Source organism: Pseudomonas sp. G34, assembly GCF_031119625.1.
Lineage (GTDB): Bacteria > Pseudomonadota > Gammaproteobacteria > Pseudomonadales > Pseudomonadaceae > Aquipseudomonas.
In genome coordinates, this window is record NZ_JAVHZV010000007.1 from 342,754 (window position 1) to 357,274 (window position 14,521).

Here is a 14,521-nt window from a genome sequence, read left to right on the forward strand (position 1 = left end):
CCCGTCGTCGCAAGCTGCGTACTGATGCAATGTCAGTGCTGTCGTCGTCATGTATTCCCCCTTGATCGAAGAACAGGCAGAGCGCCTTTCGCTGCCCGAAATTCAGCGAAACGTACAACCGTCGGGCGCGCGAAAGCGCTAGGGTCTGTTGCCGTTTCAACGCGAGCCGCGTTGTCGCGAGAAATCTCGCCAGGCCGGGCGGCGATCCGCTAGGCGGAGGACGCAGGTAATGGACTAGCCGTCCGCGTTTTCCCTTGCCAAGTCCTCCAACGACGCATGGCGAGATTTCCCGCACAACCTAGGCGGCCCCACCCGTAGGGCCGGGCCTGTTTTGTCGCGATGCTGCGTTTCTCGCCGGCTCATTTAGCTAGCTAAACTTCGCGGCTCGTGCCTTACCTCGCGACAAAACGGGCTCCGGCGCGGCCGTGCGTGAAACGGCAACAGACCCTAGGCTCGCCGAGCAGATTGACGATCATTCAAGGGGCATCAAATGGCGGAAAAGCAGCATCAGTACGACGTACGCGTGACCTGGACCGGCAACCAGGGCAGTGGCACCGCGTCCCATCGCGGCTACAGCCGTGCGCACAGCATCGAGGCGCCGGGCAAGGTGCCGATCGACGGGTCATCCGACCCGAGTTTTCGCGGTGATCCGGCACGCTGGAATCCCGAAGAGCTGCTGGTCGCTTCGTTGTCCGCCTGCCACAAGCTCTGGTATCTGGGCTTGTGTGCCGGCGCTGGCGTCGTGGTGACCGACTACGAGGACAACGCCCAGGGCGCGATGCTCGAGCAGGCCGACGGCGCCGGGCAGTTCACCTCGGTGGTTTTGCGGCCAAAGGTCACCCTGGCTGCCGGTTCCGACCTGCAAAAGGCCCGCGCGCTGCATCACCAGGCCCATGAAATGTGCTTTATCGCCCGCTCGGTGAATTTCCCGGTCAGCCACGAGCCCGAGTTGCTGATCGACACCAGCGGCTGAAAATAGCTAGGCCGCCCCATGTGAGGCGGCCTGTATTTGGCTAACGGCGGCGGAAGATCATGCCGCCGTGGTGCAGCGTGTCGTGGTCGACGAACTCGCCATCGGCGGTGAAACCGGTGTCGTCCCAGTAGTCGATATGCGTGCCGTTGATCTCATAGCGGCCCTGATAGGCGCTTTGCCGAGTGCCGCGCGCTTCGTCGTAACGATTGTTGGGCAGCAGTTCATGGCGAATCTGGCCGTCGTCGGTGACCCACATGCCCACGTAGGGATGCTCGGACATGGCGTTCTCCTGGCTTGGCGGCGTGGCCGCCGTGGTTGGCTGGGTGGCGAGCACCGTACTGGGTGGCGCCAGAAGGAACGCGCCCAGCAGCAGGGCGCGCAGGCAGGTTGCTCGGCAGCTCATGGCCATCATGCCGGGTCGGGGATGCGCTGCAGCACATCGTCATAGGCTGGCAGGTCGAGGTAGGCCGACACCTCGTAGGCCTTGCCGTCGCGCATGCGGAAGATCCACGCGTAGCTGTTGCGGTAGGGCTGGCCATCGCGGGCCACGCCGGTGCCATCCCACTGGATGATCACATGGTCGCCATCGGCCCAGACCTGCTTGCTGACCGGGCGCACCGGCTCGGACAGGCGTGCGGCGAACGGCTGTACCGCGTTACCCACGAAGGCGTCCACGCCGCGATGGGTGCCGGCGCTGGGCCCTGAACCCTTGATGGTCCACACCACGTCGGGCGTCAGGATGTCGCGAAAGAAGGTATTGCCGCCGGCCGCCCAGCGATCGAAGGCTTCGCTGACCGCCTGCTTGTTGCGGGCTTCGACAGCGGCATTCGCGTCGGCCTGGGCCAGGCCGGGCAACAGGGCGCCGAGCAACAGGGCTCCGTACAGGGCGGCGACGCGGGTGTTACGCAAGGTGGTGGTAAGCATGGCTGAACTCCTCTTCACTGTTTGATCTGCCTGAGCGGTGTGGCTGGCCTATGCTGGCCGGTGTCTCCGTTTGCCGGGCCGCCTGCCTGATCGTCCGAGCCGCTGGGGCTGTCGAGCTTCGCTCGGGTGAGGCAAGATGGGCGCTGCACAGGCTCGCCTGGCGATCCGTCGTGAACGAGTCTGCCCGCGCAGCATGCGCTGCCCGTAGCTGGATCGTCGCGGATACTTACCTGATCATCCGCTTGAAAAACCTTGTAAAACCTTGCTTGAGCAAAGGAGAGGTCATGGATTCGCTGCACAAGCTGGTACAGATCATCGGCCGACATACGTCGGGTGACGGCATCCAGCCGACGCCGATCGCCGGCGTCAGCCTGGTGCGTTCCGCCACGCCGACCGTGCCGATGCCGGTGGTCTACGAGCCGACCCTTTGCCTGATCGTCCAGGGCCGCAAGCGGGTGACGGCTGGCACCACGACCTATGTCTACGATGCGGCCAATTACCTGGTCGCCTCCGTAGACGTGCCGGTAATGGGCGCGGTGATCGAGGCGAGCGAGGAGCGGCCCTACCTGTGCCTGGTGCTCGATCTGGACATGACCGTGCTCAGCGACCTGGTGCTGCGTTACCCGGCGGACGCCAAGAACGGCGCGCCCGCCGCCGGCATCCAGCTTGGCGAAACCACACCGGAGCTGCTCGATGCCGCCGCCCGGCTCGCCAGCCTGCTGGACGCGCCCGGCGATATCGCCGAGCTGGCGCCGCTGACGGTGCGCGAGATTCTCTACCGCCTGCTGATTGGCAGTGGCGGGGCCATGGTGCGGCAGATGGTCAGGGCCGACAGCCGCCTGAGCCAGATCGCCAAGGCCATCGTCTGGTTGCGCAGCCATTACACCGAGGCCTGCCGGATCGATGCCATGGCCGATATCGCCGGCATGAGTCGCTCGACCTTTCACGCCCACTTCAAGGCCGTCACCGCCATGAGCCCACTGGAGTTTCGCACCCACCTGCGCCTGCAGGAGGCCCGCCGCCTGATGGTCGCCGAAGCGCTGGATGCCGCAGGCGCCGGCTACCGCGTGGGCTACGAAAGCCCGTCGCAGTTCAGCCGTGATTACACGCGCCTGTTCGGCCTGCCGCCGGCCAGGGATGCCAGCCGCCTGCGGGGCAACGCCTGGGCACCAAGCGACAAGCCAGAGAGCATTCGGGAAAGCGCCTGAAATAAATTTTTCCGCGCCTGATGGGAACTTTTAGGCGCATTTGCCGGGTGTTCGCCTCGTTATAATTTGCAACGAGTCGCCCCTTGAGAACCGCGCAGCGCCTGCTAGATTGGCGCTGCGACGCCGGGCCCCTCTGACAGCTACCCAGCTGCCATGTCGGAGTTGCAGTTTGTACAACTCTGACTTAGGAGGGGCTCATGAGCACCCTAGTACCGTTCCTCACCGCCGACTTCCTCGGCACACCAGCCTGGTTTTGGCTGATCTTCATCACCATCGTCGTCAGCCTGTTGGTCTTCGACCTCGGGGTGCTGCACCGTGAGCACCGCGAAATCGGCGTCAAGGAAAGCCTGCTGCTGTCCGGCGGCTATATCACCGCGGGCCTGCTGTTCGGCCTGTGGGTGTGGCACATGAAGGGCGCCACCTCGGGTATGGATTTCTATACCGGCTTCCTGATCGAGAAATCGTTGTCGATGGACAACGTGTTCCTGATGGCGATGATCTTCAGCTTCCTGGCCATCCCGCGTAAGTACCAGCACGAGGTGCTGTTCTGGGGCATCCTCGGGGTGATCGTGCTGCGTGCCCTGATGATCGGCCTGGGCGCCGCGCTGATCGCGCAGTTCAGCTGGATCCTCTACGTGTTCGGCGCCTTCCTGCTGCTCACCGGCGTGAAGATGCTGTTCAGCAAGGTCGACGACCACCCGGACCTGTCCGAGAACAAGCTGATCAAGTTCGTGCGTCGGCACATGCGGGTTACCGACCGCCTGCACGAAGGCCGCTTCTTCGTGCGTCAGCCGGATGAGCAGGGCCGCATGGTGCGCTGGGCCACGCCGCTGTTCCTGGCGCTGGTGCTGATCGAGTGTGCCGACCTGATATTCGCCATCGACAGCGTGCCGGCGATCTTCGCCATCACCCAGGACCCGTTCATCGTCTACACCTCGAACATCTTCGCGATCCTTGGTCTGCGTGCGCTGTACTTCGCCCTGGCGGCGATGATCCATCGCTTCGCCTACCTCAAGTACGCCCTGGCCCTGGTACTGGTGTTCATCGGCGGCAAGATCTTCCTGGTCGGCATCATCGGCAAGACCCCGCCAGTGATTTCCCTGAGCGTGACCCTGGGCCTGCTGATCGGTGGCGTGCTGCTGTCGCTGTGGAAAACCCGCAACGACCCGCCGGCCCTCGACGCAGAAAAGACCCCGCACTGACGTTGCAACGCCCCGGCGCCGCCGGGGCTTCTCACCACAGGAGACGAGCCATGAATCCATCCCCCCTTTCCGCGCTGGCCCTGGTCGCCGTGATCGGCCTGACCCTGGCCGGCTGCGAGATGGCCGAAGAATCGGCGCAGAAGTTCACCGAAAAGGCCGAGCAGGCCGTGCAGGAAATCGCCCGCGAAGCGGTCAGCGACACGGTCACTGCCTTCAACAAGCAGATCGACGAGGTGCAGAAATCCACCAACGAAATGCTCGGCAAACCGGAGAAGGAAGGCGCCAAGGAAGAGACCGAGCAGGCCCAACCTGAGCCCGAGCATGAACAACCGCGCACGCCTGGCATGGGTGGCGTAGAAACCTGAGACAGTGGCCCAGCAGCTATCAACCACAAGCAGGGAAGGGATGCCCTCTAGCAGTCAGCCCACGCGGCGTTTTTCATAGCGGACATCGCGCTCGTCCACCTTGGCAACCCGAGCCCACCCATGGCGACGGTAAAAACCGTTGGCACGAACCGCCTCGTGGCCATCGGTCACCAGGTAAATGACCTCATGGTTAGCGAACAATGCCTGCTCGGCAGCTTCCAGCAGCAGTGCGCCAAGCCCCTTGCCTTCGCACTGCGGGCGAACGAACAGGGCGAACAGCTCGCCGGCCTCGGCATCGACCATGGCAAAGCCCCCGGCAGCGCCCTCCAGCTCCGCCACCCATACGCACGCTGATTCTTCTATCGCCTGTTGCAGAGCGGCAGCCGTGATACCCAGTTCATCCAGTTGTTCACGGGAGAGATGGTTCTCGATGACGCTGGTACGTATATCGAACAGGGTGTCGATATCCGCGCAGGTGGCCAGGCGGATGGTTGCGGTCATGATGAAGCTCCCTTTCGCTATCGGTCGCCGATGTTCAGCTGATTGCCTGGCCGATGATCTCGTCCACTTCGTGGTAAACGAGCAGCGCTTTCTCTTCCGCCAACGCCACCAGCCGATCCGCCTGACTGGATGCGCCGGCCACCCGCAACAGCGCATCGCAGCGGCCGAGCAGCAGCTGCCCATAGCGCTCGGCATCAACCGCTGAATCTTCCTCCCCAGCCCGCGTCGGCCAGGTTGCCGTGACCGGCAGGTGGCCGGCCTGCAGCAGCCTGGTCGCGCAGCTTTGCACCTCGTCATCGGCGCCGGCCAGCAGGATCATCAGCGGCGTGGCGGGCATCAGCGTATTCAGGTACTGCAGCAGGATGATGGTCTTGCCGTCCATGATGCGGCCGTCTTCGACCATCGCCAGGGCCTCGGCGAAAGGCAGTTCCAGCACCTCGATGTCTTCGCCTTCCTCGGCCAGGCCGCCGCCGTCGGTAACGCGGTCCTCGGGCTGATACTCGCCGATGAAGAAGTGCACCCGTTCGGTCACCGAGCCGGGGCTCATGAAGGCCTCGAAGAGCTTGCGCACCGATCGCACGCGGTAGCCGGTTTCCTCTTCGGCCTCCAGACGAATGCGTTCCTCGGGGCTGGCATTGTCCAGCAGGCCGGCGGCGGCTTCGATCAGGTAGCCGTGGTGTTCGTTGACGAACGCCGGGATGCGAAATTGTCGGGTAAGAATCACGCTGCGCCTGGCCCGGTTGTACAGGCCGATGGTGGCGCCATTGCCGCGGTCGTACACCTCGCGGGTCTGCGTTTGCCAGCTGCCGTCGCGGCGCTGCAGTTCGAAGTCGATCTTCTTCAGTACGTACCAGTTATCCGAAAGCAGGTGCTGCTTGAGGATGCGAACGTTGCGGTTGCTCACCGGCAGTGTCCTCGTGGGTCATCGAAGCGCTGCAGTGTTTCACAATCAAATCAACGCCCCAAGTCCGTCGTCAGCTGCCACAATCGGCCAGAGGTGACCGGGCTGCAGACAGGGGCAAGCGATGGCGGACAGACGCAGTTTCAGCGAGACGCTGCAGGGGCAGAACCTGCGTTTCGTGGCGGCGAACAAGGATGCTTCGCGGCAGACCCGCGTGGGCTTTCTGCTGCAGGAGCACTTTTCCCTGCCGGCCTTCACCCAGGCGCTGGACGTGCTGGTGACCGCCAACCTGATCGAGCGCGGTTTGTTCGTCACCCGCACCTTCAGCCTGGATGGCCAGGCGGTGACCAGCGACCTGGGCATCGTCATCTGCCCGGACGCCGAGCTGACCGGCAAGGACCTCGCCGAGCTGGATCTGTTGGTGATCTGCGCCGGCCTGCGCACCCCGCTGCGACCCACTCCCGCACTCAGGCAACTGCTGCGCATGGCGGCCGACAAGCAGGTGGCGTTGGCGGGGCTGTGGAGTGGCGCCTGGTTCATCGGCCAGGCCGGGCTGCTGGATGGCTACCGCTGTGCGATCCACCCCGAGCATCGCGCGGCCTTGGCGGAAATCGCCCGGCACAGCCAGGTGACCTCGGAAAGCTTCGTGGTCGACCGCGACCGGCTGACCGCGGCCAGCCCGACCGGCGCCTTCCATATGGTGCTGGAGTGGATCGGCACGCTGCATGGCAATGACCTGGCCGAGGGCATTGTCGGCATCCTGGCGTTCGAGGAGTCGCGCTACAAACGGGTCAAACCGACCCTGCACGCGAAGATGAGCGAGCCGCTGCGCACGGTCATCAACCTGATGAGCGCCAATATCGAGGAGCCGTTGAGCACCGACCAGCTGGCCGCCTACTCGGGCCGCTCGCGGCGGCAGATCGAGCGGCTGTTCCAGCAGCAACTGGGCACCACGCCGGCGCGCTATTACCTGGAGCTGCGCATCACCGAAGGCCGCCGCTTGCTGCAGCACTCGGACCTGCCGGTGCTGGACGTCAGCGTGGCCTGCGGCTTCGTCTCGCCGAGCCATTTCAGCAAGTGTTACACGGCGTATTTCGGCAACTCACCGTCCAGGGAAGTCCGTCACGGCAACGTGAAGTCGACGCGTTAGGGCGATGGGGCGTCTGCGCAGCCGGTTTTGCTGCGCGGCTCAATTGCTCTGAAACAACGTCGAGATGGTCGAGCGTAACCAGCGGTTGCCCGGGTCCTGGTGGTAGCGGGCGTGCCAGTGTTGCTTGACCAGAAAGGTCTCGATCGGCAGCGGGCAGGTGTGCACCTTCAGGCCGTGGGGGCGGGCCAGGGTTTCGCCGATATGCCGCGGCAGGGTGGCGATCAGGTCGGTGCTGCCCACCACGGCGCCCAGGCCGAGGAAGCCCGGCAGCTCGAGGACGATCTGCCGCTCGATGGCATTGCGGGCCAGGGCGGCTTCCAGCAGTTTCTGGCCGGTGCCGGCACTCACCAACACATGGCCTTCGCGCACATACTCATCGAGCTGCAGCGCCTCCCCGATGCGCGGGTGGTCTGGGCGGGCCAGGCAGACCCAGTCCTGGGGGAACAGCACCTGCTGGTAGATGCCGCCGCCCAGCCAGGGCACGAAACCTATGGCCAGGTCGGCCTCGCCGGTTTCCAGGGCGCGCTCGGTATTACCGTCGATACGCGCGACTTCCAGGCGGATGCCAGGTGCGTGATTGCGCAGGTACTCGAGAATCTTCGGCAGCAGGGTGATGTGGCTGGCATCGCTCAGGCACAGGCGAAAGCGCCGCTGTGCGCTGGCCGGGTCGAAGCCGATCTCCCAGGCGGTCAGCCGGCGCAGTGATTCGAGCACCTCGCGGCACGGGGTGATCAGAGCGTCCGCCTGGGGCGTGGGCGCCATGCCGGTGGGCGTGCGCACGAACAGCGGGTCGCCAAGCTGTTCTCGAAGTTTGCCCAGCCACAGGCTGATGGTCGGCTGGCTTTGCCCCAGCTGTTCGGCCGTTCGGGTCACGCTGCGGGTGTCGTACAGCACATCGAACAAGAGCAGCAGCTTGGGCTCCGGCAAGGCATCGATCTTGGTCATTATTTAATTTTCTGATGGAGCTATTGGTTTCATTGTATAGCTCAACATTGGGGGCGTGTTTAAGGTGAGAAAAAAAGCGGGAGCGCCTCACCTTGAAAATCTGCATCCTCGGCTCCGGTGCGTTGGGCAGCACCTTTGGCGCCGCCCTCAGCGAGGCAGGCCATGAAACCTGGCTGCTCAACCGCGCTGGCGCGCACATAGACGCCATCAGGCAGCACGGCCTGACGGTGATCGAAGCAGACAGCGAGCGCAGCGTGCGCATCAAGGCCACCTCGCGTGCCGAAGAGGTCGGCCCCGTCGACCTGCTCATCGTGCTGGTCAAGTCGTTCGCCACCCGCGAGGCCGTCGCCGGCGCCACTGCGCTGCTCGGGCCACAGACCGTGGTGCTGTCGCTGCAGAACGGCCTGGGCCACGAGGACCTGCTCGCCGAGGTGGTCGGGCGCGACCAGGTGATCGCCGGCAAGACCTACGTGGGGGGCGTGCTCCTGGCGCCAGGCCGCATACGTTGTGGCGTGGCGGGCAAGCAGACGTTCATTGGCGAGCTCGATGGCCGCGCCAGCGCGCGCATCAGCCACATCGCCGAGGTGTTCCGCGGTGCCGGCCTGGACACCACAGTCAGCGAGAACATCCTCGGCACCATGTGGGACAAGCTGCTGGTCAACGTCGCCACCGGCGCGCTGACCGGCATCACCATGCTCACCTACGGCCAGCTCTACAGCGAGCCGCTGCTTCGCGAAACCGCCCTGGCCGCGGTGGCCGAAGCCATCGCCGTGGCGAAAGCGGCCGGCGTGGCCCTCAGCCTCAGCAAACCGGAGCAGGCCTGGAACCTGGCGAGCGACGGGCTACCGGCCTCGTTCAAGACCTCCATGCTGCAGAGCCTGGAAAAGGGCTCGGTCACCGAAATCGATTTCATCAACGGCGCCGTGGTGCGGCTCGGCCAGCGCCATGGCGTCGCCACGCCCGTCAACGCCACGCTGGTGGCGTGCGTCAAGGGCATCGAACGCGCCATGGGCGATCAACAACAAGAGGAAGCCAAGCGATGAGTATTCCCAAAGCCTACCTGGAGCACGTGGCCTTCTGGGTCAGCGATATCCACTGGTACATCACGTTCTTCCATGACGTGTTCGGCATGACCATGCGCGAGGTGCACGGCACGCTCGAGGAGCCGACCCAGTACTGGACCCTCGGCGGCATGCAGTTCATCAGCCAGCCCGGCTTCGCCGGCCCGGAAGGGCGCATGGGCCACCTGGGCATGATGTGCGAGGACATGGAAGCGGCGTTGGCCGCCGCCCTGGGTTTCGAGGGCGTGACCGTGATGCCCCAGGGCAGTAACTGGCTGCGCCTGCCCGATGGCCTGGCGGTGGAGTTCATCCAGGCCTCGCCGGCCAGTGCGGTGGCCGAAGCCCTGGCGGTGAATGCCCGCGTGGAGGTGCCGGCATGAGTATCGTCGAGAAGTACTGGGACGATGCCCGCGAGGGCGACCAAGCCATCACCCCCAGCTACACGGTGACCAAGCAGCGCATCCTCGCGTACGCCGACCTGACCGGCGACCACACCCCGGTGCACGTCGATGAGGCATACGCCAAGGCCAGCCATTTCGGCGGCCTGGTCGCCCATGGGCTGATGGGGCTGTCCATCGCCGATGGCCTGAAGACCCAGTGCGGGTACCGCTTCCTGCCCGGCATGTCGCTGGGCTGGACCTGGGATTTCCTGCTGCCCATCCGCGTCGGCGACGTGCTGCACGTGAAGATACGCGTGGGCTCGATGCGTGCCAGCAAGAGCAAACCGGGCTGGGGCATCGTGGTGCTGCCCTCGGAGTTGATCAACCAGAAGGGCGAGGTGGTGCAGCGCGGTGAGCACCGCCTGATGGTGCCGCGCCGGGAGGCCAGCGTATGAGCCAGCCACTGCCGCTCAAAGGCATCCGCGTCATCGACTACAGCCATTTTCTCGCCGGCCCCTATGTGGGCCGTTGCCTGGCGGCCCTGGGCGCCGAGGTGATCAAGGTCGAGCGGCCCGGCAGCGGTGATGCCGGCCGGCAACACGCCTTCGTCCTCGATGACCAGCAGAGCGGCTACTTCCTGCAGCTCAACATGGGCAAGCAGGGCGTCAGCGTGAACATGAAGGACCCGCGCGGCAAAGCCTTCATGCACAGGCTCTGCGACAGCGCCGACGTGTTCATCGAGAACTACCGCCCCGGCGCGCTGGACAAGCTCGGCCTCGGTTACAAGGAGCTTTCCGAGCGCAACCCGAAGCTGGTGTATTGCTCGATTTCCGCCTACGGCCACACCGGCCCGGATGCGCACCGGGCCGGCTTCGGGCTGATCGCCGAGGCCAAGAGCGGCATCATGCAGATGGTCGGCACGCCCGGCGAGGCACCGCCGCTGCTGCGCATTTCACTGGGCGACATGTACACCGGCATCCATGCGGTGGCGGCCATCAACGCTGCCTTGCTGGGGCGGGTGAGCAGTGGCAAGGGCCAGCACATCGACATGGCGCTCTACGACACCCTGGTGTCGATGCACGAGTACGCGGTGCAGTGCTACACCCTGTCCGGCGGGCAGATCCTGCCGCAGCAGACCGGCCATGACATGCCGACCTCGACGCTCTACGGCGTATTCCGCGCCGCCGACGGCGACCTGGTGATCGCCGCCCAGGTCGACGATTCCTGGAAGCGCTTCGCCGCCCTGGTCGAGGCCGATGCCGGGGTGGCCGGGTTCAGCAGTGACACGCGCTTGCATACCCCCGGCGGCCGCAACCAGCACCGCGAAGAAATCCTCGCCATCGTCCGTCGCTGGGTGGGCGCCAACCCTGTGGCGCGCCTGCTGTCGCTGCTCGACGAGGTGGATGTGCCAAGCGCCAAGGTGCAGCGCATCGACGAGGTGGTCAACGACCCGCAGATCCAGGCCCGCGGCATGCTCATCGAGCAGCAGCACCCACGCTACGGCACCCTGAAATTGCCGAACCTGCCGTTCCGTTTTTCCGACTGCGATACCACGGTCACCCGCGTGGCGCCGGACCTGGGTGAACACAACGCCGAAGTCGCCGCGCAACTGGGCTTCAGCCTCGAGGAAATCACCCGGCTGCAGGCAGATGGTGTGCTGTACAGCCATGGAGAAAACCCATGACAGACCAATACGCCGTGATCGGTAACCCCATCGGTCACACCAAGTCGCCGCTGATTCACGGGCTGTTCGCGGCAAGTTGCGGGCAGCAGATCGAGTACAGCGCCATCGAAGGCTCGACCAGCGATTTCGCCGCTGATGTGGCGCGTTTCCGGGCCCAGGGCGGGCTGGGCATGAACATCACCGCGCCGTTCAAACTGCAGGCCTTCGAGCTGGCCACCCAGCCCAGCGAGCGGGCGCGCCTGGCGCGGGCTGCCAATGCCTTCAAGTTCGTGGGCGATGCGCTGCTGGCCGAGAACTTCGATGGCATCGGCCTGCTGCGCGATATCGAGCACAACCTCGGCCAGCCGCTGACCGGGCGCCGGGTGCTGCTGCTCGGCGCCGGTGGTGCGGTGCGCGGCGCGTTGCTGCCGTTCCTGTGCGCCGGCCCGGCGCGGTTGGTGCTGGCCAACCGCGATATGCACAAGGCCAGGGTGCTGGAGAGCGAGATCAATGATTCGCGCCTGTTGCTCAGCACCTACGAAGACCTGGCCGGGCAGTCGTTCGACCTGGTCATCAACGCCACCTCGGCCAGCCTCACTGGCGGGCTGCCGCCGGTGCCGGAATCGGTGTTCGCCAATGCGGCGCTGGCCTACGAACTGGCCTACGGCAAGGGCCTGACGCCGTTTCTGCAGGTGGCCAAGAAGGCCGGCGTGAACACCCTGGCGGATGGCGTGGGCATGCTCGTCGAGCAGGCGGCCGAAGCCTTCGCGTGGTGGCGTGGCGTGCGCCCGCAAACCGGGCCGGTGATCCAGCGACTCACCGTGCCGCTGGTGTGAGGGGCAGGCGATGAAAGTCCTCATGCTGCACGGCATCAACCACAACATGTTCGGCAAGCGCGACCCGGTGCAGTACGGCACCATCACCCTGGAGGAAATCGACGCGCGCCTGGGTGAGCTGGCCGAATCCCTCGGCGTGCAAATCGATAGCTTCCAGAGCAACTACGAAGGCGCCCTGTGCGAACGCATCCACCAGGCCTACCTGGAGGGTACGGATGCGGTGCTGATCAACGCCGGCGCCTGGACCCACTACAGCTACGGCATCCGCGACGCGCTGGCGATCCTCAGCGTGCCGGTGGTGGAAATCCACATGTCCAACATCCATGCCCGCGAGGCCTTCCGCCACCACTCGGTATTCGCCGACGTGGTGCGCGGGCAGATCAGCGGCTTTGGTGTGGACAGCTACCTGCTGGGCTTGCGCACGGCGGTGGCGACGGCCCGCGGTGAGCAGGTGTGAGCTGCGGCAGAGCACGGCTGTGAACCTTGCGCAGGGCGGCGGTCGAATGGGCTGCATGACGTGTGGCCCAGTCGGTTTTCACGCGGCTGCCGGCACGCCAGAATGGCGGCCGCCTCTTCAGCCACTGCTCGGCCCTTCGAGCAGCCCTTCAGCAAGGATTGCCCATGAGTTTTTTCCGCAAGTTGTTCGGCCTGTCATCCAAACCCTCCGCCGAGGCTGAATCGTCAGCTGCCCATAGCCCGGAAATCCCTGACGGCGACAGCGCCGCCGAGGCGGCCAACCAGGCAGCCCGCGAGGCCAGCGCCGGGTGTCTGGATCGCCACTGGCAGGGTGTTGGCGCCGTCGAGCAGGACGTGCTCGGTTATCTGATCAGCCCCAGCTTCACCGGCGGCCCGCAGTGGCCGTCGACCCGCCAGGCGTACCGCGTGGTGCGCCGTGGCGAGTCCATCCTCCTGGCGACCGACGGCCTCTCCGATCCCTTCGATGACGTGGAGGGCACGGGCAACGGTTTCGAGATGGAGCTGTTCCTGGAAACCGCCGACATCCCCGAGCACGCCCGGGGCAAGCCGGGCGAAGTCGACCCGCTCAAGTACAGCTGGGCCTTCGAGCTGCTCCAGCACGTGGCCGGCACGGTCGCCGGTGCCGGCGGCATCGTCGAGCAGATCGAGCAGCATGGCGTGCTGTCCCTGGAACTGCCGGGCGTGAGCCAGTCGCAGCACATCGGCGAGCAGCTGACCGCGCACTTCGTCAGCGATGACGACACTGTTGGCGTACTGCTCGGCGGCCCCCCGGCGGACTTCCCGACGCGCCTGGGCGACATGCCGCTGTCGCCGGTCAGCCTGATTGCCGTGGTGCTGATCACCGCCAGTGAGCTCGACTACGTGCGCGCCGGTGGCCGCGCCGCCCGTGAGGAGCTGGTGCAGCGCCTGCAGGCCGCCGGCGTTGGCCACCGCAGCGACCTGCAGCGCGCCAGCGTGGTGTAAGCCGCGCGCCGCGCAACGACCCTGCTGGGTGCCGCTCGATTGGTCAGGCGTTCTGGTTGCCCGAGCGGGTAAAGGAATAGCGATCGATATCGCACCTGAGCTGCCAGCCTTGGCTTTGCCAGTAATGGGCGGCGCTCGGGTTGGTCTTGAAAACGTCCAGATGGCATTTGTGGATGCCGAGGTTCTCGAGGCTCGAAAGGCAGCGTGCTACCAGCGCATTCGCGATGCCCTGGCGCCGATATTCCGGGCGCACGAGCAGGTGCTGCAGATACCCGCGGCGCCCGTCATGCCCGCACATGACGCACCCGCACAACAGGCCTTCGACCTCGGCAACGAAGCTCAGCCCCGGGTTTCGCGCCAGGTAGCGTGCGGTCGCGTCCCGCGAGTCGGCATCGCGCAACGAGATGCCGGGCGTCGACCTCATCAGCTTGATGACTGCGTCGTAATCGTCCAGGGTCATCACCCGAATATTCAACATTGGCGCCTCGCTTCAAGAGGGGGCTGGCTCGTCAGGCTAGCATTCGAAAGCGGCGGGTTATTTGGGGAAACTGTTCGGGGTCGGCCAGAAGAAGCCGTTAGGGCGAGCTACCGACTGGCTGTCACTGCTCATTGCCGTCCATAGCAGCACGCAGCCCTGTAACCTCTCTAGGTCCAAGAGGAAAGCGCGATAGGAGTAGAGCCTAGGCAGACCGCAGCGCATTTGATGCTTGCTCTACGTATCGCCTCGGCATCCTGAAACGTGTTGGGAGCGCTTTGGCTCTGCAGTGTCCCGGAAGAATCGGAGGTATCGAGTATCGCTCTCACCACCGCAAAATCCGCTCGGTCAGCGTTAGGAGCTAGGCGATACCAATAAGCAGGGCTTCCGCTCTCGACTTTGGCAAAAGCGCTGTACAGGCCTGTTCTCTTTTCATGCTTCACAACGTACTGCGTCGAGCTGCGATCAGCGAGCTAAGCGTGCCAGCGCTGGAGATC

The 14,521-nt window shown here is 65.1% G+C and carries 18 protein-coding genes; 12 read left to right on the plus strand and 6 right to left on the minus strand.

Translation table 11 applies throughout. The annotated features are described in order from the left end of the window. The first annotated feature begins 490 nt into the window (after positions 1 to 490). On the plus strand, positions 491 to 973 hold the full coding sequence (locus tag QYS36_RS05255) for an OsmC family protein (protein ID WP_308838496.1): 483 nt from the start codon (positions 491 to 493) through the stop codon (positions 971 to 973). Between the two features lie 40 nt (positions 974 to 1,013). Here QYS36_RS05255 and QYS36_RS05260 read toward each other — a convergent pair whose 3' ends face one another. Continuing rightward, on the minus strand, positions 1,014 to 1,253 hold the full coding sequence (locus QYS36_RS05260; protein WP_308838523.1) for an Atu4866 domain-containing protein: 240 nt from the start codon (positions 1,251 to 1,253) through the stop codon (positions 1,014 to 1,016). 128 nt (positions 1,254 to 1,381) lie between these two features. Next, positions 1,382 to 1,897, minus strand: coding sequence for a nuclear transport factor 2 family protein (locus QYS36_RS05265; RefSeq protein WP_308838497.1), 516 nt, complete (start codon positions 1,895 to 1,897; stop codon positions 1,382 to 1,384). A gap of 284 nt (positions 1,898 to 2,181) precedes the next feature. On the opposite strand from QYS36_RS05265, the gene QYS36_RS05270 reads away from it, so the two are divergent. The 3 genes from QYS36_RS05270 to QYS36_RS05280 all read left to right on the plus strand — a co-directional run bounded on the left by QYS36_RS05270 (position 2,182) and on the right by QYS36_RS05280 (position 4,672). Continuing rightward, complete coding sequence (locus tag QYS36_RS05270) at positions 2,182 to 3,105, plus strand: AraC family transcriptional regulator (protein ID WP_308838498.1); 924 nt, start codon at positions 2,182 to 2,184, stop codon at positions 3,103 to 3,105. A 197-nt stretch (positions 3,106 to 3,302) separates the two neighbouring features. Next, positions 3,303 to 4,307, plus strand: coding sequence for a TerC family protein (locus tag QYS36_RS05275; RefSeq protein ID WP_308838499.1), 1,005 nt, complete (start codon positions 3,303 to 3,305; stop codon positions 4,305 to 4,307). Positions 4,308 to 4,357: 50 nt separating this feature from the next. Beyond that, positions 4,358 to 4,672, plus strand: coding sequence for a hypothetical protein (locus QYS36_RS05280; protein ID WP_308838500.1), 315 nt, complete (start codon positions 4,358 to 4,360; stop codon positions 4,670 to 4,672). A 54-nt stretch (positions 4,673 to 4,726) separates the two neighbouring features. Here the strand turns inward: QYS36_RS05280 and QYS36_RS05285 are convergent, their stop codons facing one another. Both QYS36_RS05285 and QYS36_RS05290 read right to left on the minus strand, forming a co-directional pair. Then, complete coding sequence (locus tag QYS36_RS05285; RefSeq protein ID WP_308838501.1) at positions 4,727 to 5,173, minus strand: GNAT family N-acetyltransferase; 447 nt, start codon at positions 5,171 to 5,173, stop codon at positions 4,727 to 4,729. Positions 5,174 to 5,207: 34 nt separating this feature from the next. Further along, positions 5,208 to 6,077: an NUDIX domain-containing protein gene (locus tag QYS36_RS05290; protein ID WP_308838502.1), complete on the minus strand. Its 870-nt coding sequence runs from the start codon at positions 6,075 to 6,077 to the stop codon at positions 5,208 to 5,210. Between the two features lie 121 nt (positions 6,078 to 6,198). Here QYS36_RS05290 and QYS36_RS05295 point away from each other — a divergent pair, with 121 nt between their 5' ends. Continuing rightward, positions 6,199 to 7,224, plus strand: a complete 1,026-nt coding sequence (locus QYS36_RS05295; protein ID WP_308838503.1) for a GlxA family transcriptional regulator — start codon at positions 6,199 to 6,201, stop codon at positions 7,222 to 7,224. 39 nt (positions 7,225 to 7,263) lie between these two features. On the opposite strand, the gene QYS36_RS05300 is transcribed toward QYS36_RS05295, so the two are convergent. Continuing rightward, entirely contained in the window at positions 7,264 to 8,169 is a 906-nt protein-coding gene (locus QYS36_RS05300) for a LysR family transcriptional regulator (protein ID WP_308838504.1), read from the minus strand. A 92-nt stretch (positions 8,170 to 8,261) separates the two neighbouring features. Between QYS36_RS05300 and QYS36_RS05305 the strand changes: the two genes are divergently transcribed. From QYS36_RS05305 to QYS36_RS05335, 7 genes are all read left to right on the plus strand, one after another. Next, the gene (locus QYS36_RS05305) at positions 8,262 to 9,212 is read left to right on the plus strand and encodes a ketopantoate reductase family protein (RefSeq protein WP_308838505.1); all 951 of its coding nucleotides are present in this window, start codon (positions 8,262 to 8,264) and stop codon (positions 9,210 to 9,212) included. Continuing rightward, the gene (locus QYS36_RS05310) at positions 9,209 to 9,610 is read left to right on the plus strand and encodes a VOC family protein (RefSeq protein ID WP_308838506.1); all 402 of its coding nucleotides are present in this window, start codon (positions 9,209 to 9,211) and stop codon (positions 9,608 to 9,610) included. The genes QYS36_RS05305 and QYS36_RS05310 overlap by 4 nt, the downstream gene beginning before the upstream one ends. Beyond that, a complete protein-coding gene (locus QYS36_RS05315) occupies positions 9,607 to 10,065 on the plus strand; it encodes a MaoC family dehydratase (RefSeq protein WP_308838507.1) in 459 nt (152 codons plus the stop codon). Before QYS36_RS05310 ends, QYS36_RS05315 begins: the two co-directional genes overlap by 4 nt. Continuing rightward, the gene (locus QYS36_RS05320) at positions 10,062 to 11,294 is read left to right on the plus strand and encodes a CoA transferase (RefSeq protein WP_308838508.1); all 1,233 of its coding nucleotides are present in this window, start codon (positions 10,062 to 10,064) and stop codon (positions 11,292 to 11,294) included. Before QYS36_RS05315 ends, QYS36_RS05320 begins: the two co-directional genes overlap by 4 nt. Next, a complete protein-coding gene (aroE, locus tag QYS36_RS05325; RefSeq protein WP_308838509.1) occupies positions 11,291 to 12,109 on the plus strand; it encodes a shikimate dehydrogenase in 819 nt (272 codons plus the stop codon). The genes QYS36_RS05320 and aroE overlap by 4 nt, the downstream gene beginning before the upstream one ends. A gap of 10 nt (positions 12,110 to 12,119) precedes the next feature. Continuing rightward, the gene (gene aroQ / locus QYS36_RS05330; protein WP_308838510.1) at positions 12,120 to 12,566 is read left to right on the plus strand and encodes a type II 3-dehydroquinate dehydratase; all 447 of its coding nucleotides are present in this window, start codon (positions 12,120 to 12,122) and stop codon (positions 12,564 to 12,566) included. Between the two features lie 164 nt (positions 12,567 to 12,730). After that, complete coding sequence (locus QYS36_RS05335) at positions 12,731 to 13,549, plus strand: suppressor of fused domain protein (RefSeq protein WP_308838511.1); 819 nt, start codon at positions 12,731 to 12,733, stop codon at positions 13,547 to 13,549. Between the two features lie 43 nt (positions 13,550 to 13,592). On the opposite strand, the gene QYS36_RS05340 is transcribed toward QYS36_RS05335, so the two are convergent. After that, a complete protein-coding gene (locus tag QYS36_RS05340) occupies positions 13,593 to 14,027 on the minus strand; it encodes a GNAT family N-acetyltransferase (protein ID WP_308838512.1) in 435 nt (144 codons plus the stop codon). Positions 14,028 to 14,521: the final 494 nt, after the last annotated feature.

Excerpts from the sequence above, each read along its gene's own strand:
- QYS36_RS05255 (WP_308838496.1), top strand. The coding sequence starts at position 491 with ATGGCGGAAAAGCAGCATCAGTACGACGTACGCGTGACCTGGACCGGC.
- QYS36_RS05260 (WP_308838523.1), bottom strand. The coding sequence starts at position 1,253 with ATGTCCGAGCATCCCTACGTGGGCATGTGGGTCACCGACGACGGCCAG.
- QYS36_RS05265 (WP_308838497.1), bottom strand. The coding sequence starts at position 1,897 with ATGCTTACCACCACCTTGCGTAACACCCGCGTCGCCGCCCTGTACGGA.
- QYS36_RS05270 (WP_308838498.1), top strand. The coding sequence starts at position 2,182 with ATGGATTCGCTGCACAAGCTGGTACAGATCATCGGCCGACATACGTCG.
- QYS36_RS05275 (WP_308838499.1), top strand. The coding sequence starts at position 3,303 with ATGAGCACCCTAGTACCGTTCCTCACCGCCGACTTCCTCGGCACACCA.
- QYS36_RS05280 (WP_308838500.1), top strand. The coding sequence starts at position 4,358 with ATGAATCCATCCCCCCTTTCCGCGCTGGCCCTGGTCGCCGTGATCGGC.
- QYS36_RS05285 (WP_308838501.1), bottom strand. The coding sequence starts at position 5,173 with ATGACCGCAACCATCCGCCTGGCCACCTGCGCGGATATCGACACCCTG.
- QYS36_RS05295 (WP_308838503.1), top strand. The coding sequence starts at position 6,199 with ATGGCGGACAGACGCAGTTTCAGCGAGACGCTGCAGGGGCAGAACCTG.
- QYS36_RS05300 (WP_308838504.1), bottom strand. The coding sequence starts at position 8,169 with ATGACCAAGATCGATGCCTTGCCGGAGCCCAAGCTGCTGCTCTTGTTC.
- QYS36_RS05310 (WP_308838506.1), top strand. The coding sequence starts at position 9,209 with ATGAGTATTCCCAAAGCCTACCTGGAGCACGTGGCCTTCTGGGTCAGC.
- QYS36_RS05315 (WP_308838507.1), top strand. The coding sequence starts at position 9,607 with ATGAGTATCGTCGAGAAGTACTGGGACGATGCCCGCGAGGGCGACCAA.
- QYS36_RS05320 (WP_308838508.1), top strand. The coding sequence starts at position 10,062 with ATGAGCCAGCCACTGCCGCTCAAAGGCATCCGCGTCATCGACTACAGC.
- aroE (WP_308838509.1), top strand. The coding sequence starts at position 11,291 with ATGACAGACCAATACGCCGTGATCGGTAACCCCATCGGTCACACCAAG.
- aroQ (WP_308838510.1), top strand. The coding sequence starts at position 12,120 with ATGAAAGTCCTCATGCTGCACGGCATCAACCACAACATGTTCGGCAAG.
- QYS36_RS05335 (WP_308838511.1), top strand. The coding sequence starts at position 12,731 with ATGAGTTTTTTCCGCAAGTTGTTCGGCCTGTCATCCAAACCCTCCGCC.
- QYS36_RS05340 (WP_308838512.1), bottom strand. The coding sequence starts at position 14,027 with ATGTTGAATATTCGGGTGATGACCCTGGACGATTACGACGCAGTCATC.